13 protein-coding genes are annotated in these 21,763 nt (G+C 26.2%); 11 read left to right on the forward strand and 2 right to left on the reverse strand.

The features are described from left to right. Positions 1 to 16 precede the first annotated feature (16 nt). Positions 17 to 481 carry a GyrI-like domain-containing protein gene (locus ACFIJ5_RS05420; protein ID WP_379804714.1) on the reverse strand — a complete coding sequence of 155 codons (465 nt, stop codon included), beginning with the start codon at positions 479 to 481 and terminating at the stop codon, positions 17 to 19. Between the two features lie 478 nt (positions 482 to 959). Between ACFIJ5_RS05420 and brnQ the strand changes: the two genes are divergently transcribed. The 11 genes from brnQ (at position 960) to ACFIJ5_RS05475 (ending at position 21,257) form a co-directional block, all read left to right on the forward strand. After that, positions 960 to 2,252 (forward strand): branched-chain amino acid transport system II carrier protein, encoded by a 1,293-nt coding sequence (gene brnQ, locus ACFIJ5_RS05425; RefSeq protein WP_379804717.1) that lies wholly within the window; start codon positions 960 to 962, stop codon positions 2,250 to 2,252. Between the two features lie 17 nt (positions 2,253 to 2,269). Next, entirely contained in the window at positions 2,270 to 2,542 is a 273-nt protein-coding gene (locus ACFIJ5_RS05430; RefSeq protein WP_379804720.1) for a hypothetical protein, read from the forward strand. A gap of 177 nt (positions 2,543 to 2,719) precedes the next feature. Continuing rightward, the gene (locus ACFIJ5_RS05435; protein ID WP_379804723.1) at positions 2,720 to 3,898 is read left to right on the forward strand and encodes a Y-family DNA polymerase; all 1,179 of its coding nucleotides are present in this window, start codon (positions 2,720 to 2,722) and stop codon (positions 3,896 to 3,898) included. 27 nt (positions 3,899 to 3,925) lie between these two features. After that, positions 3,926 to 7,411 carry a helicase-exonuclease AddAB subunit AddB gene (gene addB / locus ACFIJ5_RS05440; protein ID WP_379804726.1) on the forward strand — a complete coding sequence of 1,162 codons (3,486 nt, stop codon included), beginning with the start codon at positions 3,926 to 3,928 and terminating at the stop codon, positions 7,409 to 7,411. Beyond that, positions 7,389 to 11,150 carry a helicase-exonuclease AddAB subunit AddA gene (addA, locus tag ACFIJ5_RS05445; protein WP_379804728.1) on the forward strand — a complete coding sequence of 1,254 codons (3,762 nt, stop codon included), beginning with the start codon at positions 7,389 to 7,391 and terminating at the stop codon, positions 11,148 to 11,150. Before addB ends, addA begins: the two co-directional genes overlap by 23 nt. 15 nt (positions 11,151 to 11,165) lie before the next feature. Continuing rightward, positions 11,166 to 12,125: a 3'-5' exoribonuclease YhaM family protein gene (locus tag ACFIJ5_RS05450; protein WP_379804731.1), complete on the forward strand. Its 960-nt coding sequence runs from the start codon at positions 11,166 to 11,168 to the stop codon at positions 12,123 to 12,125. Positions 12,126 to 12,311: 186 nt separating this feature from the next. After that, positions 12,312 to 13,553, forward strand: a complete 1,242-nt coding sequence (locus ACFIJ5_RS05455) for an exonuclease SbcCD subunit D (RefSeq protein ID WP_379804734.1) — start codon at positions 12,312 to 12,314, stop codon at positions 13,551 to 13,553. Next, a complete protein-coding gene (locus ACFIJ5_RS05460; RefSeq protein ID WP_379804737.1) occupies positions 13,528 to 17,058 on the forward strand; it encodes an SbcC/MukB-like Walker B domain-containing protein in 3,531 nt (1,176 codons plus the stop codon). Before ACFIJ5_RS05455 ends, ACFIJ5_RS05460 begins: the two co-directional genes overlap by 26 nt. 624 nt (positions 17,059 to 17,682) lie before the next feature. Then, positions 17,683 to 19,776, forward strand: coding sequence for an EAL domain-containing protein (locus tag ACFIJ5_RS05465; RefSeq protein ID WP_379804740.1), 2,094 nt, complete (start codon positions 17,683 to 17,685; stop codon positions 19,774 to 19,776). Positions 19,777 to 19,931: 155 nt separating this feature from the next. Then, positions 19,932 to 20,111, forward strand: coding sequence for an aspartyl-phosphate phosphatase Spo0E family protein (locus ACFIJ5_RS05470; protein ID WP_379804743.1), 180 nt, complete (start codon positions 19,932 to 19,934; stop codon positions 20,109 to 20,111). Positions 20,112 to 20,342: 231 nt separating this feature from the next. After that, entirely contained in the window at positions 20,343 to 21,257 is a 915-nt protein-coding gene (locus ACFIJ5_RS05475; protein WP_379804746.1) for a DMT family transporter, read from the forward strand. Between the two features lie 81 nt (positions 21,258 to 21,338). Here ACFIJ5_RS05475 and ACFIJ5_RS05480 read toward each other — a convergent pair whose 3' ends face one another. Next, complete coding sequence (locus tag ACFIJ5_RS05480; protein ID WP_379804749.1) at positions 21,339 to 21,542, reverse strand: hypothetical protein; 204 nt, start codon at positions 21,540 to 21,542, stop codon at positions 21,339 to 21,341. Positions 21,543 to 21,763 lie beyond the last annotated feature (221 nt).

Raw genomic sequence — 21,763 nt, forward strand, 5'->3', positions numbered from 1 at the left:
TGATTTCTTTATTTTACTATTTTATAGGTATGTGTATATAGATAACGTTATCTATATCGTCTTCAGAACAAATTTTACTGAATACTTCTATGTCAGGTAAATTACTATGTTCATATGAAGAATTAGGGAGCCAAGTTCCATATATGTATTCGTAAGTATGTCCTAAACTTTTTAAAGATCCTTTGTGAGTAAAAATTGCATATTTAGTAGAAGGGAGTATTTTACATACCATTTCTTCAGGAATATCAGTAGAAGTGCTTACTTTAACAGAAGCTATGTAAGAAATTTTGTTAGATTCACAGGATAATTTACAGATACCATAGTAATTAGAATCATCTATTTTGTTTTTTATTTCACAGCATCTATTTAAAAAATTTTTCCATAAGTCTTGAGTTTCATTGTTTTCATTTTTACCATAGTATTTCAAACCTACTATTTTAAATGTTTCTTTTTTTAATATTTTAGGTTGAACAGCTTCCATATGTATTCTCCTCCAAGAATATATAGTATTTAGTAAAATAAATTATATCATATTTTAATTCAACAATTAAATAGAAATTTAAATTTAGTTATTGAATTAAATTAGAAATTTAGTATAATTTTTATCATAAATCCTATATATTTTATAAGCTTTTTGAAAGTTTAAATAAATACTAATTGAAAACGATGCAATGTACTTTAAATAGAGTATCTTTTGTATGAAAAATGAAAGACAAAAGTTGAGTATGTGCATTACCTGTGATATAAAGTTTTAGTAAGGAAATTTGTTAGAACATTAATTGATACCTGCTTAAAATATGGAAGGAAAATTTTTTTATATGTAGAATATAATAATAATGAAACAATTGTAAAATTTTCAAAATAGAATCAAATAAAAATTAAAATTCAATGCATGAATTAGTTTTAAAATGAATATTCATTTCGAAGTATTTCTTTAAATTTCCATGGGGGTGTATTTTTTGAGTAAAAAAAGTAAGGATGCAATTGTAGTAGGGATGGCATTATTTGCTATGTTTTTTGGGGCAGGTAATCTAATTTTTCCGCCATCTTTAGGAATGCAAGTAGGTCATAACTGGAAATTAAGCATGTTGGGATTTTTCTTAACAGGAATAGGAATGCCGCTTTTAGGTGTTATGGCAGTTTCAATAGCAGGAGGTACTATAGATGATTTATGTAATAAGGTAAGCCCAATGTTTAGTAAAATTTTAGGGACAGTTATTGTTTTAGCAATTGGACCACTTTTAGCAATACCTAGAACCTGTGCTACCACATATGAAATGGGAATTAAAAATCTCTTTCCTGGAGTCAATTCTATCATTGTTTCAGTAATTTATTTTTCTATAACTTTGATATTTGTTATAAAACCATCTGGAGTTGTTGATAAAATAGGAAAAATATTGACACCAATATTACTCGTAATATTATCTTTAATAATTTTCATGGGTATAAAAAATCCTATTGGTGTGCCAGGTAAAGCAGTAGTAAAGGGTGCATTTTCACATGGATTTATAGGTGGATATCAAACAATGGATGCTATAGGTTCAATAGTACTTGCAGGTATTGTTCTAAATGCATTAATTGAAAAAGGGTATAAAAATCCAAAGGAACAGGTAAAAGTAACTTTTAAGGCGGCTCTAATTGCTGGAGTAGGATTGGCTATAGTTTATGGAGGATTAATGTATTTAGGGGCAACGGCAAGTAATGTATTTCCAGGGGATATAACAAAAACTTCACTAGTAATTGGTATAACTGAAAATGTATTAGGAAATTTTGGAGGATTAGCTTTAGGGCTTTGTGTAGCAGCAGCTTGCTTAACTACTTCAATTGGATTAACATCAACTGTAGGAAATTATTTTAACAATTTAAGTAAAGGTAAATTAAGTTATAAGAGTATTGTTATAGTTACTTGTATTGTTAGTGCTGTATTGTCTAATGTAGGAGTTGAAAAGATAGTTAAATTGTCAGTACCATTGCTTGTTGCTATATATCCAATAGCAATTGTGCTTATAATAATGAATATGTTTGATAATTTAATTAAAAATAAAAATGCGTACATTGGAGCTGTTTTAGGAGCTTTATTTGTGAGTTTGTTTGACGCATTATCTGCTTTAGGGTTCAATACAGGGTTTATTGATAGAATAATAAATATGTTCCCATTGTCAGAGCAAGGTTTTGCATGGATTTTACCAGCAATAATAGGTGGTATATTGTTTAGTTTGTTTAAATCAAAAAAAGAAGTATTAAATAATTAAATTAGTTTTGGGGATGAATGTGGAATATGTACTCTTCTGATTCTTTGGCACCTAGATTTATAATTTTTAAGTATATAATTAGATGGTATATTGAGCATTTTGGAATAGCATGTTATATAACTATTTTTGTAGGAGTTATCTTTATATTTTTAATTAGAGCTCTAGTGATAAATGTAAAAAGAAAAGAATTTGATAGAGTTTTAATGTTAATTATATTTACTTCTATTGTAATAGGTGGACTATTAGGGGTAGGCATGGATTTTTATAATAATAACATAGATATACCATAAGAAAGGCTGTTGCAAAAGTAACAGCCTTTTGCAATAGAACACATGTTTGTGTATAATGAAGGTATTCAACTTTGTTCAAATGTTTCTTACGCAATATATCATTTCCCTTCGCTAGACAGTATTTTTGTTTTGTGAAAGTTGAGTAAAGGTAAAATTAAGATAAAGGAAGATATTAATATGAATAATAGAATTATTTTTCACATAGATGTAAATTCCGCTTTCTTATCTTGGGAAGCAGTATATAGATTGAAGAATGGAGAAAAACAGGATATTAGAACTATTCCTTCAGCTATAGGAGGAAGTGAAAAAGAGAGACATGGTATAATTTTAGCAAAATCTATACCAGCTAAAGCATTTGGAATTAAGACAGCAGAAACTATATTTTCAGCTGTGAAGAAATGTCCTAATTTATTAGTGATTTCTCCAACATTTAAGATATATTCTAAATATAGTAAGTGTATGATGAACATATTAAAAAGATATACGTCTGTTATAGAGAAATTTTCTATAGATGAATGTTTTTTGGAATTTTCCAATGTACATGATCCTGTTAAATTGGCACATGAAATAAAGGATACAATAAAAAATGAACTTGGTTTTACCGTTAATATAGGCATTTCATCAAATAAATTGCTTTCAAAAATGGCATCTGATTTTGAAAAACCAGATAAAGTACATACGTTATTTAAAGATGAAATACAAAAGAAAATGTGGCATTTGCCTGTAAAAGATTTATTTATGGTTGGAAAAGTTACTGCATCAAAATTAAATAATTTAGGTATCTTTACTATAGGAGACTTAGCAAAGTATGATAGGGATATACTAAAAAGTAAGTTTAAAAGTTATGGAATTATGCTTGTAAATTATGCTAATGGTATAGATGATTCAAAAATATGTACAAAGCAAGAATCAGATGTAAAGGGAATAGGTAATTCTACAACTATTTCTTATGATATTACAGATAAGGAGAAAGCATATAAGATTTTATTATCTTTGGCAGAAAATGTATCACAAAGATTGAGAAATTGTGAAAAATATTGTAGAGTTGTATGTGTAACAATTAAGACAAGTCAATTTATTGTGTATTCTCGCCAAAGAAAATTATCTTTTGATACAGATTGTACAGATCAAATAATAAAAGTAGTTAAAGAATTATTTGATGAAGCATGGAAAGGTGAGCCAATAAGGCTTTTAGGGGTAAGAGTTTCACAATTAACTACTAATGAAATACATCAGATATCTATGTTTGAAGATAAGAATATACAGAAGAATAAAAAAATAGATAAAGTAGTTGATGAACTTAGAAATAAATATGGTTCTGAAATTATTAAGAGATCTATCTTCTTAAAAAAGTAATTAATGTAGAGTTTAGGAGGCCTTGCAATGAGTTTAAGATTTATATATGGTCGCTCTGGAAGTGGTAAAAGCCATTTCTGTTTTGAAAATATAAAATTTAAATTAGAAAATGGAGTAAAGAATAATTTAATACTTATTGTACCAGAACAATTTTCATTTCAATCAGAGAAGAAACTCATAGAAAAAATAGGTGCAACAGGTATTATAAATACAGAAGTTTTAAGTTTTAAGAGACTTGCATATAAAGTATTTGGTGAAGTTGGTGGAGTAACACGTAAGCATATGGATGCCTCAGGAAAATGTATGCTTATATATAAGATTATGAATGATATAAAAGAGGAACTTAAAGTTTTTAATACTGCTGCTAAGCAAGAAGGCTTTACTAATACTATATCGCAATTAATAACAGAGTTTAAGAATTATAATGTAAGTGCTGAAATGTTAAATGAAACTGTAAGTGAAGTAGATGATGAACTTTTAGCAAGCAAAATAAAGGATATAAATTATATATACACAGAATTTGAAAGAATATTACATAAGGGTTATATAGATACTGATGATGATTTGACTATTCTTTATGAAAAAATAGATGAATCTGTTTTTTTAAATAATGCAGAAATATGGATAGATGAATTTAATTCATTTACACCTCAACAATATAATATAATAGAAAAACTATTAAAGAAGGTTAAAAGAGTTAATATAACTTTATGTATGAATGGTAGTAAAGAGGACAAATTTAATACAGATATTTTCATGTTAACTCAAAAAACAGAAAAAAAACTTTTAGAAATAGCTATGGATAATAATATAAAGATTGATAAGCCTATAGAACTTTACAAAAAGCCATATCCAAGATTCAAAAATAGTAGAGAGATGTCATATTTAGAAAATAATTTTTTTAGATATCCATGTAAAATATATACGGAAAAAACAAAAGATATAAAGATTTTTAAGGCACTTAATTCTTATACAGAAATAGAGAATACAGCCAAGGATATTATTAGATTGTGTAGAGAAGAAGGATATAGATTTAGAGACATAGCGGTGGTTACGAGAGATATAGAACTTTATGAAAATGTAGTGAGGGCAGTATTTTCAGAGTATGAAATACCATATTTCATTGATAAGAAGAAAGAAATAGATAATGAACCATTGATAATATTAATGAAATCTGTAATTGAAATATTTACAAAAAATTGGTCTTATGAAGTTGTGTTTAGATATTTAAAGAGTGGATTATTAAATGTAAATAAAGAAGATGTAGATTTACTAGAAAATTACGTTTTAGCTTGTGGCATAAGAGGAAGAAAAAAATGGATGGATGAAAAAGATTGGGATTATGTTGTAAGTTATAGTTTTGAAAATGAAGAGGATGATGAAAAACAGAAAGAAATATTAGAAAGAATAAATAGTATTCGTAGGATAATAATAAAACCTCTTATAAACTTTTATTCAAATATAACAGGAAAAAAGAATGTAAGAGAACTTTGTACAGCATTATTTGAATTTCTTTGTGATATTGAGATACCTCAGAAGATACATGAATGGGTGGAGGATTTTAAACAGAAAGGTGAGCAGGATTTAGTAAGGGAATACAGTCAAATTTGGAATTTAGTTGTAGAGTTATTAGATCAAGCCGTTGAAGTTTTAGGAGATGAAGTAGTTACATTAGACCAATTTGTTAAGATTTTATCTGTAGGATTTAATATGCATAAAATGGGACTTATTCCACCAGCATTAGATCAAATTTTAGTAAGTAGTGTAGAACGTATAAAAGGACATGATATAAAAGCTCTTTACTTGATAGGTGTAAATGATGGGATTTTTCCAAAGGCTAATAATGAGGAAGGAATATTTAATGATTCAGATAGAATAAATTTAAAAGATAAAGGAATAGAATTAGCAAGTGATACAAAAACTCAAGCTTTTGAAGAACAATTTTTGATTTATACTACTTTAACTATTACGGCTCAATATTTGAGATTGAGTTATCCTGTAGCAGATTTTGAAGGAAAAGCTTTAAGGCCTTCAATAATAATATCTAGAATGAAAAATATATTTCCCAAAATTCATGAAAAAAGTGATGTTTTAGGGGAGATATATGAGGATGACTTTAGTTGGATATCAAGACCTGTACCTACATTTAATAAGTTAATTTCTATGATGAGAGATAATATAGAAGGAAAAAATGTTAATCCAATATGGAAAGATGTATATAGTTGGTATATAAATGATGAAGAATGGAAAGAAAAATTTCAAATTGTTTCTAATGGATTTAATTACAATAATCAAGTGAAAAATATTGATGAAAAAAGAGTAAGAAAATTATATGGAAAAGTACCTAAATTTTCTGTTTCTAGATTAGAAAAATATGCTCAGTGTCCATTTGGATATTATGTTCAGTATGGTCTTAAAGCTAAGGATAGAAAAATATTTAAGTTAAGTTCACCAGACATAGGAACATTTATGCATAAAGTTATTGATGATTTTTCTGAAACTGTTGAAAAAAATGGATTGCATTGGGGAGAATTAACTAAAGAGTGGTGTGAAAACACAATATCTTACACTGTAGATAATATAATAGAAAGTACTTCAGGTTCTATTTTAAAGAGTTCTTCTAGATATAGGTATTTTACAGAAAGATTAAAAAGAGTTCTTACAAGAGCTGTGGAACTTATAGTTGCACATATGCAAAAAAGTGGGTTTGAACCTTTAGGTTATGAGATGATATTTGGTGAGGGAGGAGAATTTCCGCCTATAGAAATAGAATTGACAAATGGTGAAAAAATTAAACTTATAGGAAGAATAGACAGAGTTGATAAATTAATGTGTGAAGATGGAATATTTTATAGAATAATAGATTATAAGTCAGGAAAGCAGGATTTTAAACTTTCAGATGTTTATTATGGATTACAAATACAATTATTAACCTATTTAGATGCAATAATTGATAATGCAAATAAAGTTAATAATATACCTAGTTTACCAGCAGGAGTTTTATATTTTAAAATTGAAGACCCAATCATAAAAGCAAATAAAAGTTTAAGTGAAGAAGAAATAGAAAAGGAAATAATGAAAAAGTTAAAGATGAAAGGATTACTTCTTGCAGATACTGAAATAGTAAAACAAATGGATAAAGATATGGAAGGCATATCATTAATTATACCTGCAGAATTAAAGAAAGATGGTAATTTAAGTGGTAGATCATCTATAGCAACTAAAGAACAATTTGATGAGTTAAGAAAACATGTACGAAATAATTTAATAAAAGCCTGTGAGGAAATGCTTAAAGGAGATATTACCATAAAACCATATAGAAAAAAAGATAGTGTTCCTTGTAAATTCTGTATGTATTCATCTATATGTCAATTTGATCCTGATATAAAAAATAATAATTATAAACTTATAAAAGAAAAAAAGGACAAAGAAATTTGGGAACTATTAGAACAAGAAAAAAATGAAAATAAAATGCAAGAAGGTGAAAATAATGACAGCTGTAAAGTGGACTAATGAACAAAAACAAGCAATAGAAACTAGAAATTGTAATCTATTAGTTGCAGCAGCAGCAGGTTCAGGGAAAACTGCAGTTTTAGTTGAAAGAATAATAAATATAATAATAGATATGGATAATCCAGTAGATATAGATAGGCTTTTGGTTGTTACGTTTACTAATGCAGCAGCTTCTGAGATGAGGGAAAGAATAGCAAAAGCTCTTTCAAAAAAATTAGAACAAAATCCAGAGTCCAAGAGACTTCAAAGACAGCTTACGTTACTAAATAAAGCTAATATAACTACTTTTCATTCATTTTGTTTAGAAGTAATAAGAAATAATTTTCACTGTATAGACTTAGATCCTGACTTTAGAATTAGTGATGAAACAGAAAATATTTTATTGAAGCAAGAAACTTTAGAAGAATTATTTGAAGAAAAGTATGATGAAGAAAATAATGATAAGTTTTTAAAACTTGTTGAATTTTATAGTAATAATAAAAATGATATAAATCTTCAAAATATAATTTTAGAACTTTATAATTTTGCAATGAGTTTTCCATGGCCTGAAAATTGGCTTATGGATGCTGCACAAAAATTTAATATTTCTAAAGAGTATGATTTTGAGGATTCTAAACTTTTAAAATTACTTTTAGGTAACATGAAAACAGATATAGTAGCTTTAGAACAATCTTTGATTACAGCATTAAACATAATAGATGAAGAGGAAACTTTAGAGCCTTATAAAGAAAGTTTTATAAATGAATTGTTTATGATACAGGATATTTTAAAAGCTTGTGAAAAATCTTGGGATAATTTTGTGGATTTAGTAAGTGAAGCTCAATTCAAATCTCTTAAAAGGTGTAAAAAAGGTGTAGACAAGGCAAAACAACAGAAAGTTAAAGGTATAAGAGATAATGTTAAGAAAAAATTGCTTTCTATAAAAAGTGAAGTTGAAGCATTGAGTATTGATTCTATAATAGAAGATTTTAATGAACTATATCCTGTAATGATAGAATTATCAAAACTTGTTATAGAATTTAAAAATAAATTTACTGAAAAGAAAAGAGGAAGAGGAGTAGTTGACTTTAATGATTTTGAACATTTATGTCTTCAAATTTTATGCAAAAAAAGTGAGAATGGAGGCATAGAATCCTCTGATATAGCTAAAGAACTTATTAAAAAATATGAAGAAATTCTTGTTGATGAATATCAAGATACGAATATGATTCAGGAAACAATAATAAATTTAATATGTAGAAGCTCTGTTTTAAATAATAAAGAGTTTTATGGAGACCCTAATGTATTTATGGTAGGAGATATAAAGCAAAGTATATATAGATTTAGACAGGCTAAACCTGAGTTGTTTTTAAAAAAATATAGTACCTATTCAAAAGAAGAAGGTTCAAAATATAGAAAAATACTATTGTATAAGAACTTTAGAAGTAGAGAAAATGTTATTAATGCTGTAAACTTTATTTTTAGACAAGTAATGTCTAAGGATGTAGGAGAATTAGAATATGACGATGAAGAAGCATTGAACCTAGGGGCTAACTACGAAAAAGTAGAAGATGAAAATGTTCAAGTAGGTGGAGATACAGAACTTCATATAATTGAAACTAAGGATAGTACAGGAGAAGTTGATCATTCAGAAGAGGACATTATAGAAGAAGATGATCCAAATAATATTCAGTTAGAAGCTAGAATGGTAATAAAAAGAATAAAAGAACTTATGAGTTCAGAAGGTAAAAAATTTAAGGTGTTTGATAAAGAAACTAAAAAATATAGAAATTTACAGTATAGAGATATAGTAATATTACTTAGAAGTACTCAGAAATGGGCTCCAATATTTATGGAAGAATTAAAAGATAATAATATACCTGTATATGCAGATGCAGGTAGTGGATATTTTAATACTATAGAAGTAAAAACTATGATGTCTCTACTTCAAATAATTGATAATCCTGTGCAAGATATACCATTATTAGGTGTAGTATGTTCACCTATAGCCTCTTTCACACAAGAAGATATAATTGATATAAGAACATCATATAAGGATATAAATTTTTATGAAGCTATGAAAAACATTCTATTGGATTATGAGGCAAAAAGGGAAGTAGAATATAATATTGATGTTATATTAATAAATAAAATTAAGAGATTTATGGATAAATTAAGTTACTGGAGAGAAAAATCTATTCATATGTCTATTGATGAATTCATATGGTATTTATATACTAGTACAGGTTATTATGGATATGTTGGAGCAATGCCAGGGGGAACTCAAAGACAAGCAAATTTGAAAATACTTTTTCAAAGGGCAAAACAATATGAAAATACAAGTTATAAGGGTTTATTTAATTTTATAAATTTCATAAATAGATTAAGGCAAAGCAGTGGAGATTTAGGAAGTGCAAAGATAATAGGAGAAAACGAAAATGTAATAAGAATTATGAGTATTCATAAGAGTAAAGGACTAGAATTTCCTGTAGTTATAGTATCTGGACTAGGTAAGAAATTTAATTTAATGGATATGAATAAAAAAATGTTATTTCATCAGGAGCTAGGATATGGACCAGATTATGTTGATATTGAAAAGAGAATAACATATCCAACTTTAGTGAAAAACATAATTAGGAAAAAGATAAAAATTGAAACTTTATCTGAAGAAATGAGAGTATTATATGTAGCATTTACAAGGGCAAAAGAAAAATTAATAATGACAGGTTCAGTTAAAGATATTAAAAAAAGTGTAGATAAGTGGAGTTTAAATGTAGGAGTACAAAGTGAAAAATTACCAGAATGGTATACTTCTAATGCAAATAATTATTTAGATTGGATATGTGCATCAGTAATGAGACATAAAGACGGAGATATACTTATAAAAAAAGGTGATGTTACAGAGAATATAAATTTATTAGAAGATAAGTCAAGTTGGAAAATAAAAACTTGGTGTAAGAGTGAATTATTAAACATAAATGAATATGATGTAGAAGAGAATTTAAATAATATAGAAGCATTAAATGAAAAGAATTTATGTATAGATAATGTGAGATATAATAAGATTGATAAAAGACTTAATTATGTATATCCATATGAAAAATCTTGTAATCTTCCAGCAGTAGTAACAGTTACTGAACTAAAGAAAAAAATGAACGCAAGTTTACAACAGGAGTATTCTTCTAATATGTTTATGCCTTTTTTACACGAAAAACCTGTTTTTTTAAAGGAGAATAAGGGACTTACAGGAGCAGAAAAAGGAACAGCACTACATTCAGTAATGCAAAGATTATCATTAGATAAAGTTACCACTTTTAAAGAAATAAAAGATCAAATTGATATCATGGTTATGAAAGAGTTAATAACTGAAGAAGAGGCTCAGTGTATTAATATAAGAAAGATATTAAATTTCTTTAGTTCTTCTTTAGGAAAAAGAATGTTAAAAGTGCAAAATATTAATAGAGAAATTCCTTTTCATATACAAATTAAAAGTACAGAAATAGAAAAAAATCTTCCATACGACAAATATAAAGATGAAAAAATAATCCTTCAAGGTATTATTGATTGTTATTTTGAGGAAGATGGAAAAATTGTATTAATAGATTATAAAACTGATTATGTAGAAAACATTGATGATATTAAAGAAAAATATAAAGTTCAGATTGAACAATACGCAAAAGCCCTTGAAAGGATTACTAAAAAAACTGTAAGTGAAAAATATTTGTATTTGTTTTATAATAATAGTGCAATATTAATATAGTTGGGAGCGATTTTAATGGATATAGAGTTTAAAACTATTAGTGAATTTCAGGCAGGAAAAAGAGTAGATGGTTTTTTTATAGTTAAAAAAGTAGAATGTAAAGTTTCCAGTAATAATAAAAAATATTTAGATTTTACATTAGGTGATAAAACTGGAGAAATAAATTCAAAACTTTGGAATATTACTGATGAAGATGAGAAATTTAATATTAATACGTTAGTAAAGGTAAGAGGAATAGTTACAGAGTGGCAAAATGCTCTTCAGTTTAAAATAGAAAGAATAAGAGAAGTTATAGAGGAAGATGGGGTAGACATAGCAGATTTTATTCCAGTTGCTCCGTTTCCAGCAGAAGTAATGTATAGTGAAATTATGAAATACTTATCTAAAATTAAAAATGAAGACATAAAAAATATAGTAGAGTATATATTAGATGATTGTGGAGAAGCTTTAATGTATTATCCAGCAGCAAAAAGTAATCATCATGCTGTAAGAGGTGGATTGTTATATCATACAACTACAATGCTTAAATCTGCTGAAAAATTATGTGAGATATATGATTTCTTAAATACAGATCTTCTTTATGGAGGAATAATACTTCATGATGTAGCAAAAATGGAAGAAATGGCATCTAGTGAATTAGGTATAGTAAGTGAATACACAATAGAAGGACAACTTTTAGGTCATATAGTTATGGGTGTTAAAAAAGTTGAAATGGCAGCAGAAAAAGTAGGAGCAGATTCAGAAATAAAAATGCTTTTAGAACATATGATATTAGCTCATCATTATGAACCTGAATATGGTAGTCCTAAAAAGCCTATGATTCCAGAAGCAGAAATGCTTCATAGATTAGATGATTTAGATGCTAAGATGTATGATATGAGAAAAGCAGTACAAGACATAGAACCAGGACAAATGTCTGATAGAATATGGTCATTGGATAAAAGAACTGTTTATAAACCTTTAAAGGAAATATAGATGTTAAAGAAGTGCAAAGTATAAAGTTTTTACTTTGCACTTTGTGTTTGTATGCAATATATTATTTTCTTTTGTTAAACAGTATTTTGTACTGCGTGACATTATATAGAAAATAAATTACAATAAAGATTAGAGAGATTAGAGAGATTATAAAGTTAAAAATATGAGAATTGGGGGCATAATTTGATGAGAATTATTCATACATCTGATTGGCACTTAGGTAAAATGCTAGAAGGTAATAGTAGACTTTCTGAACAAGAAAAGTTTATTGATGAATTTATAGATATAGTTAATAAAGAAAATGTTGATATGGTAATAATAGCAGGGGACATTTATGATAACAGCAATCCACCGGCTAGGGCAGAAAAGTTATTTTATAGAGCACTTAAAGAAATTTGTTGTAATGGTAAAAGAGCAGTGTTGGTAATTGCAGGTAATCATGATAATCCAGAAAGATTAATAGCTGCATCTCCTTTAGCGTACGAACAAGGAATAATAATGTTAGGTACACCTAGAAGCACTGCAGTGAAGGGAAAATGTGGGCAATTTGAAATAGTAGAGTCTGATGAAGGATATTTTGAGATAAATATGAATGGAGAAAAGGCAGTTATAATAACTCTTCCATATCCTAGTGAAAAAAGATTAAATGAGATAATTTCAGATAAATTGAACGAAGAAGAAAGGCAAAAGGACTACTCAGATAGAATAGGAGATGTTTTTAGTGAATTATCTCAAAAATATAGAGATGATACTATAAATTTAGCAGTATCGCACTTATTTGTATTAGGAGGGGAAAGTTCAGATTCAGAACGCCCTATACAATTAGGAGGAAGTCTTACAGTAGCTGCATCTAAAATACCACAAAAAGCTCAATATGTTGCTCTTGGACATTTACATAAACCACAGAAGGTAAAAGGAACAAAGGGAAGAGTTAGATATTGTGGAGCACCAATACAATATAGTAAAAGTGAAAGACATAATACGAACTGTGCATATATAGTAGATTTAAAAGTAGGACAGGAAGCTGACATTAAAGAAGTATATTTTAAAAATTATAAACCAATAGAGGTTTGGAAATGTGAAAGTATTGAGGAAGCTATTGATAAATGTAAAGAAAACAGCGAAAGAGAAATTTGGGTATATTTAGAAATAAAAACTGATAGAGTTTTATTACAAGAAGAAATAAAAGAAATGAAAAAATATAAAAAGGATATTATTGAAATAAAACCTATAATTAAAGGTCAAGATGAAGAAGAAACTGATTTTGAAAATTTAACTGAAAAAAGTATGGATGAAGTTTTTAAAGAATTTTATAAACATGAAAAAGGTATTATGCCCAGTGAAGAAGTATTAGACTTATTTTTAAGTATAGTAGATGAAAATAATGAGGACGGTGAAGAATATGAAACCCAAGAAATTAATGATTAGAGGATTAAACAGTTTTGTAGAAAAGCAAGTTATAGATTTTTCTAATCTTACTGAAAAAGGTTTTTTCGGTATATTTGGTCCTACAGGGAGTGGTAAGTCTACTATATTAGATGCAATAACAATTGCATTGTATGGTAAAGTTAATAGAGACAGCAGGGGATTTATAAATACTGAAACTAAGGAGTTAGAAGTAAGCTATGAATTTCAAATAGGTGTAGGCAATCATAGAAAAGATTATATATGTGATAGAAGTATGAAAATTGATAAGAAAGGTAGATATAAAACTACATTAGCAAGAGTAAGTGAAGTAGGAGTTGAAAATACAAATGTACTAGCTGAGGGAGCCAGTAATGTAAGAACGGAAATAGAGAAGATAGTAGGGTTATCAGCAGAGGATTTTACTAGATCTGTTGTACTTCCACAGGGAAAATTTAGTGAGTTTTTGAGATTAACGGGTTTAGAAAGAAGAAGCATGTTAGAAAGAATATTTAAATTAGAAAGATATGGAAAAGTTTTGAGAGAAAGAATTAAAAAGGGAAAAGGAAAGAATGAAAAACTTTTATTAGGTATAAAAGGAGAACTAAATAGATATAATGGCATATCTAAGGAAGAATATGATAAATTAAAAAAAGAATTAAATGTCCTTGAAAAAGAAGAAAATATGTTAAAGGAAAAAAAATTAAAATATGATGAGTTATATGAAAAATATAGAAGTGTTTGGGAATTGCAAAATGAATTAAAAATTTACGAAAATAAATATGAAGTTTTAAATAAAAAGTCTGAAGAAATGAATGATAATACTGAAAAACTCAAGTTGGCAAAAAATGCTTTGAATGTGAAGCCTTTCATAGATAATGTTAATGAAACAATGGAAAAAATCAAATCGAATGATAAGGAATTAAAAGTTACTGTAGAAGCTTTATCAAGAATTAATGTGGAACAAGATAAAATACAAAAAGAATATGAATCAGCAGCTAAGAAGCAAAAAGAAAAAATACCAAAGCTTATAAGGATGGAGTCTGATTTAAATAGAGCAATAGATATAAAGAAAAAAATATGTGATACTCAAAAGGAGAGGAATAAACTAGCTTTAGAATATAAAAAGACAGCATCAGTAGTATCAAAACTAAAAGGCGAAGTAAATGATATTAAAGAGAAAAAAGAAAGTTTAGATGAAGTACATAAAAAATTGGAGAAGAGAATTAATGAAATAAGTGTTTCACCTAAGTATAGGGAAAATATTCAAAACGCATATGAAAAATTTTGTAAGGTTAAAGAATTAGAAATTACAGAAAGAGAGTTAAAACAAAAAAAAGAAAAATATTTAAATGTATCACAACAAGTTAATAGAACTTTACAAATTATAATTGAAAAAAGACAGCATAAAACTAATACACTGGAGCAGTTAATAAATCAAAAAAAGGAATTAGATAAAAAGTTTCCAGGTAATAATGAAATTCTTTTAAAAAAGCAAGAGAAATTAAATAAAGTTAAAGATGAATATGATAAATTAGTTGAAAGTAATGAGAAAAAAATAAAATTGCAGACATACTATAATGATATAATATCCAATAAAAAAGAGTATGAAAGCAAACTAAAAGAGTATACTGAAAAATATGAAAAGGTAAAACAAGAAATTGAAAATGTTAAAAATGAGCTAGAGGAAATAAAGAATGAGAATTTAGCAAGTATATTAAGTGAAAATTTAAAAGAAGGTATGCCTTGTCCAGTATGTGGTTCTACTCATCATATAAAATTGCCAAATAGGATAGATAAAAAAGAAATCGAAGAAAAACACATTATAAAAGAAAAATTGCAAAAAGAAATAGATGAAATTAATAAGATAATTCAATCATATAACATTAAAATAGCAGAGGTAAAAAAAGATGAAGATCATGTAAATAAAGAGATAAAAGATGTATTAAATATATTAGAAGATCAAGACTTAATTAAATGTAAAGACAAGAAAAATGAATTACAAATAGAATTTGAAAAGCTTAAAATTGAAATTGATAATTGGAATACAGATATAGAAAAATTAGAAAAAGAGTTATTGAAAACAAGAGATGATAAATCAGATATTGATAAAAAATATGCTGCTTTAACAGAAAAAATTAAAAATGTAGAAGAAAATTTATTAAATATAAATAACGATTTAGATAAAATTAATAGTCAACATGCAGCAATATATAATAAATATGATAAATTAATTAATATATTAAGTATAGATGATATAGAAAAAGAAGCTAATAAATTAAAAAAATATGACGAGGAGTTAGTTGAACTCAAAGATAAAGATAAAGAAATAAGATTAAATTTAGATAAATTTAATGTTCAAAAGGAAAAAATTCAAACTGAATTATTAAAATATGAAAGTGAAAAGTCAAAGATTGAACAAAGTGGCAAAGAAAAGAAGCAATATATAAATGAGTATAAAGAAGAAATTAATAAAATTTGTGATAAAAATGAGCCAGAAGATTTGTTAGTTAAAGTTAAAGATGATATAGAACATATAAATAAGTTAGAAAATGATTTAAAGATAATGTTGGACAATAAGATGAAAGAAAAAGACAATGAAGAAAAAAATAAAGTAAGCTTAGAAAAGAAAAAATCTACATTAGGTAGTTTATGCTGCGAACAGAAAGATAAATTACTAAAGGTAATGAAAGAAAATAATTTTGAAGATGAAAGACATATACTTAAATATATAATGACAAAACAACAAATTAAAGAGTTGGAAGATTTAATTAAAGATTATGAAGATAAGTTTAAAGAAGTAAAAAGTAATATAAAAAGAATAAGAGGAAGACTTAATAACGAAACTATAGATGAAGAACAGTGGAATAGTATTGTAGAAACCAGAAAACAAAATGAAGAGGTATTAAAGAAAAAATTAGAAATAAAAGTTCATAAGCAGAAAGAACTTGTAGATATGAAAAATGACTTAAATCAAGTTGAAGAATTAACAAAAGTTAAATTAGAGTTAGAACATAAGGTAAGCTTATTTGAGCATTTAGATAGTTTAGTGAAAGGTAATAAATTTGTTGAGTTTGTGGCTACTAGCCAATTAAAATATATAGCTGTAGAAGCATCTAAAAGGTTAAAAAGTATTACAAAAGGTAGATACGCATTAGAGATTAATGATGATGGAAATTTTGTAATGAGAGATGATTTCAACGGAGGAACGCGAAGGTCAACGAGTACATTATCTGGTGGAGAAACATTTTTAACTTCATTATCTTTAGCATTAGCTTTGTCATCACAAATACAATTAAAAGGAAGTGCACCATTAGAGTTTTTCTTTTTAGATGAAGGATTTGGCTCGCTTGATAGTGATTTATTAGATATTGTAATGACATCCCTTGAAAATTTAAGATCAGAAAAATTATGTGTGGGTATAATAAGCCATGTAGAAGAACTTAGAAATAGGGTCCCTGTCAAAGTAATTGTAACTCCTGCAATTCCTGGTGAAGGTGGATCAAAAGTAAAAATTGAGTATAGTTAAATCTCATAAAAAAGAGAGTTGTTATGAATACTTTAATATCAATTAAGAATTAATAACTCAACTTTCGCAGGTGAAAATAGCCGCTACGGGAAATGATATCTTGCTTAGAAACCTTTCACTTCAGTAACAAGTTCTAAGTTTTACTCATATTGAAAAAAAGATTTTTTAATTAATATTCCGTAGGAATCAGTAATTAAAAAATAACTTTTTTCAAATTCGTAAAGCTAAGAACTTGTAAACTTTGTTCAAATGTTTCTTACGCAAGATATCATTTTCCTTCGCTAAGAAGTGTTTTTTTACTGCGAAAGTTGAGTTAATAATTAAAAACGAATAATAAAGGTTGATTTTTGATTTAGCAAAAATCTTAAATGAGAATATAAAAATAAAGTAGAGAGGAATAAATTTGTTTAGAAATTACTATAGGAAATCATTCCTGTAGTAATTTTTATTTTAGAGGAATGACTAAATACTGAGAAAATTAAATAATTTAACTTTAAAAAGTAATATAGTTATAACTTTATAGATAGTACATGAATAGTATATATTAGGAAAGTAGCTTGTTATTTGAGTTCAGAAGAAGGGAGGAATTATTCTAAAATATATTTTATTTTTAGAATAATAAAAATGAGAAATGATAAAGTATTAGATATGTGTTTAAGTGTTATTAGTAAAGATAAGTATGAAGATATTGAAGAGATAATTGATATAGATAATGATATAATTAAATTTTTGTGTAATAGCGAAATAGGAATAATTTTTTTAAATGAAAAGTTAGAGATAAAAAGATATATAAATGGAATAACTAAATATATAAGTGTAAGTGATAAATATATTGGTAAAAGTATAAAAAATGTAAGTACAAGATTAAAAAATGTAGAACTATATAGTTTGTGTAAAAAGGTGATAGAAACAGGTGAAAAACAAGAAAAAAAGGTTCATACAGACAAAGGAGAATATTTTATTCTAAAAATATTACCTAATTTTAAGAGTAATATGAAAGTAAAAGGAGTAATAATAACTTTAAATGATATATCCCAATTAGTAGAAGTATATGGTGAATTAGAGAAATTAGCATGTGCAGTTAAGCAAAGTCCTAGCGAAATTATAATAATAGATATAGATACAAAAATAGAATATGTAAATGGAGCTTTTACTAAAATTACAGGATATGATTTTGAAGAAGTATATGGTAAAAATATTTTTGATGTAAAATTTAATAATAGTACAAATGAAGAAGTTGACCATATTCATTTTATAATAAAAAATGGACAAACTTGGAAAAAACAGATTGTTAGTAAAAAGAAAAATGGGGAATTATATATAGAAAAAGTAATAATATCTCCAATTACGAGCAGCGATGGAAACATTAAAAATTTTTTAGTTATAATGGAGGATATAAGTAAACAGAAAAAGGACGAAGAAAAAATTCTATTCTTAGCATATCACGACACATTAACAGGACTTTATAATAGAAGTAAAATAGAAGAATTATTTTATAAAAACTTAAAATTTGATGAAAAGAAAAATATTGCTCTATTGTTTTTAGATATTGACAGATTCAAGATGATAAATGATACTTTAGGACATGATGTTGGAGATAGACTTCTTCAATTAGTAGCACAGAAAATAAGATGTATAATAAATAAAAATGGCATTGTTTCAAGAATGGGTGGAGATGAATTTGCTATTTTATTGACTGAAAATGTTACTGAAAAGTCAGTTGTAAAAATAGCTAGAAAAATAATTGAAGATATAAAAAAAGGTTTTAAAGTAAATGACTTTAATATAAATATAACTATGAGTATAGGAATTGCAATATATCCTTATTCGGGAAAGGATTTTAAAACTTTATTGAAAAATGCTGATATTTCTATGTATAAAGCAAAAGAAGAAGGAAGAGATAGATATAAAATATATTATCCTTATATGGAAAGTAAGATGTTAAAAAATATGCTTATAGAAAATTCATTAAACAAGGCATTAGAAGATAATGAGTTTACTATTTATTATCAACCACAGGTAGATATAAAGACTAGAAAAATTGTAGGGGCAGAAGCATTGTTAAGATGGAATAGTAGTGAATTAGGAATTGTAAGTCCATCAGAGTTTATTCCTATAGCTGAAGAAACAGGAATTATTAAAAAGTTAGGATTATGGGTGTTAAAACAAGTATGTTTACAAAATATGAAATGGAGAAAAAAAGGGTTAAAGCAATTAAAAATTTCTGTTAACGTATCAGTACAACAGCTAAAAGATGTACACTTTATAAATAAATTAAAACAAATATTAAAAGATACACAAATGAATACAGAATTTTTAGAATTGGAAATTACAGAAACTAGTACACTTAATAATTTAGAATTTGTAATTAAAGCATTAAATGGCATAAGAGAAATGGGAATAGATATTGCATTAGATGATTTTGGAACGGGATATTCTTCAATGAGTTATTTAAAAAAATATCCTATAAATACTTTAAAAATAGATAAATCCTTAGTAGATGGTGTTAATGAAAAATCTGTAGATGAAGCTATTGTAAGAGCAGTAATAGTTATGGCTAAAGCTTTGAAATTGAAAGTAGTTGCAGAAGGAGTAGAAAAGGAAGGACAATTTAGATTTTTGGATAAAGAAAATTGTGATATTATTCAGGGATATTTATTTAGTAAACCGGTACTCTCTGAGGAAATAGAACGTATGCTCAAAAAAGAATATTTATAAAAAATTTTATAATATTTATTGAAATAATAGTAAAATAGTGGTATAAATATATTGTTGTAAAAAAATAGATATTATATGAAATTTAATTAATTTAAAATAAAAATAGAATATATGTAAAATAATGTTGTTGAATTTATAGTTAGGGGAGAATTTTGGTGAACAATTTTACTGAGTTAAAAGATGAAATAGAAAATACTAGAACAAAATTAAATAAACTTATTAGAGAGAATGAAGGAGATATATCAAATGAAAAGATAATTAAATTAAGTCAATTATTGGACAAGTTATTAGTAGATTATATTAGAAAAAATACTTTTCAGTATAAATATAATTAAAAATTATAAGTTTTATAAGTTTCTTAAAGATATAGAAACTTATTTTTTTTTCACAATATAAGTTTTTATTTTATTAGAAAATATTTAAAATTACTTGATAAATAAAGTCTATTTCATTATCATTGTACTTGTAAAGTAAAAATTTCAACTTATGAAAATATTAGTTATTATTAACTAATATATGAAATAAATTTTAAACTAGGGGAAATTTATAAAAGAGGCGATTTAATTATGAAAAAAGGATATGTGTACATTATTTTAACAGCATTTATTTTTAGCACTATGGAAATAGCAGGGAAAATGGTGGTTGGAGAATTGAATTCATTCCAAGTAACATTTTTGAGATTTTTAATAGGGGCTGTTATGTTATTTCCTTTTGCAATAAAGGATTTGAAAAGAAAAAATCTTAAATTAAAGAAGAAAGATTTACTTTATTTTATTTTTACAGGTACTATATGTGTTCCAATTTCTATGGCATTACTTCAAATTGCAGTGGAATATACAAAGGAAGCTTCGATAACTGCTGTAATTTTTTGTACAAACCCTATTTTTACTATACCTTTTGCAGTTTTATTACTCAAAGATAAGATAACAAAACAAACTATTTATTCTATTGTATTGTGTATTATTGGAATCTTATTCATTTTTAATCCTTTCAAAATGAATGTTGATGTAAATGTTATCAAAGGTATGCTTATTGCTTTAGCATCTGCAATTTCATTTTCACTATATACTGTTGTAAGTAAAAAGAAGTTAAAAGTATATGGAGGTTCAGTTTTTAACTTTTTTACATTTTTTATTGGTGACTTAGTATTATTAATATTTCTATTATTAAAAGATATTCCTATAATAAGTGGCATTACTACAAAAAATATACCAACTATTTTGTATATGGGAATTATAATTACAGGAGTTGGATATATCTTTTATTTGAAAGCTATAGAAGAAACATCACCTATAAAGGCATCAACAGCATTTTTTATAAAACCTGCTCTTGCACCAATACTTGCATTAATATTTCTTAAAGAAAATCTTACTATAAATATTATTGCTGGAATATGTTTTATAATAATAGGGTCTATAATAGGATCTAGAAAAAGTACAAAGTATAAAGTTCAAAGTACAAATAAGGAAATTGTGCCTTAAGGTACAATTTCTACATCTTAAAATATAAATATTTGAAAAAAAGCATATATAGCTTATGTTTATGCTATATATGCTTTTGTTTTAGCAATCTAAAAAGCTTAAAAGAATAAGCAGACCAATTATACTTTTACATCCATAATTACAACCACAACCACATCTATTAAATAAACCTAAAAAAGGAAAACAACCACATCCGGGTCTATAATTATTATATCCATATCCATAATTGCAGCAACATTTATTGCAGCAATTATAATTAGAACAACAATGATGTTTATGACTCATAGTATCCCTCCTTTATGTTTAAGTAGTTTTCAGCAAAGTTTAAGCATTCTAGTATATAGGAAAGATACTGATAATATAGTATATGCTCAAATAAAAAAAATGTAAACAAATGTTATAAAAATTAGAAAATTTTATTTGTTTTTTTATTAGAATATTTGCTTTATTTAGTAAATACTTTTTAAAATGTTTTCATACAATGTACTAATATGATTATAGGAAAG

This window comes from Haloimpatiens myeolchijeotgali (genome assembly GCF_042688525.2).
GTDB lineage: Bacteria > Bacillota > Clostridia > Clostridiales > Clostridiaceae > Haloimpatiens.

Coding starts and splice junctions, on each gene's coding strand:
- ACFIJ5_RS05430 (WP_379804720.1), top strand. CDS start 2,270: ATGTGGAATATGTACTCTTCTGATTCTTTGGCACCTAGATTTATAATT.
- ACFIJ5_RS05450 (WP_379804731.1), top strand. CDS start 11,166: ATGGATATAGAGTTTAAAACTATTAGTGAATTTCAGGCAGGAAAAAGA.
- ACFIJ5_RS05420 (WP_379804714.1), bottom strand. CDS start 481: ATGGAAGCTGTTCAACCTAAAATATTAAAAAAAGAAACATTTAAAATA.
- addB (WP_379804726.1), top strand. CDS start 3,926: ATGAGTTTAAGATTTATATATGGTCGCTCTGGAAGTGGTAAAAGCCAT.
- ACFIJ5_RS05460 (WP_379804737.1), top strand. CDS start 13,528: ATGAAACCCAAGAAATTAATGATTAGAGGATTAAACAGTTTTGTAGAA.
- addA (WP_379804728.1), top strand. CDS start 7,389: ATGACAGCTGTAAAGTGGACTAATGAACAAAAACAAGCAATAGAAACT.
- ACFIJ5_RS05465 (WP_379804740.1), top strand. CDS start 17,683: ATGAGAAATGATAAAGTATTAGATATGTGTTTAAGTGTTATTAGTAAA.
- ACFIJ5_RS05475 (WP_379804746.1), top strand. CDS start 20,343: ATGAAAAAAGGATATGTGTACATTATTTTAACAGCATTTATTTTTAGC.
- ACFIJ5_RS05455 (WP_379804734.1), top strand. CDS start 12,312: ATGAGAATTATTCATACATCTGATTGGCACTTAGGTAAAATGCTAGAA.
- ACFIJ5_RS05480 (WP_379804749.1), bottom strand. CDS start 21,542: ATGAGTCATAAACATCATTGTTGTTCTAATTATAATTGCTGCAATAAA.
- ACFIJ5_RS05435 (WP_379804723.1), top strand. CDS start 2,720: ATGAATAATAGAATTATTTTTCACATAGATGTAAATTCCGCTTTCTTA.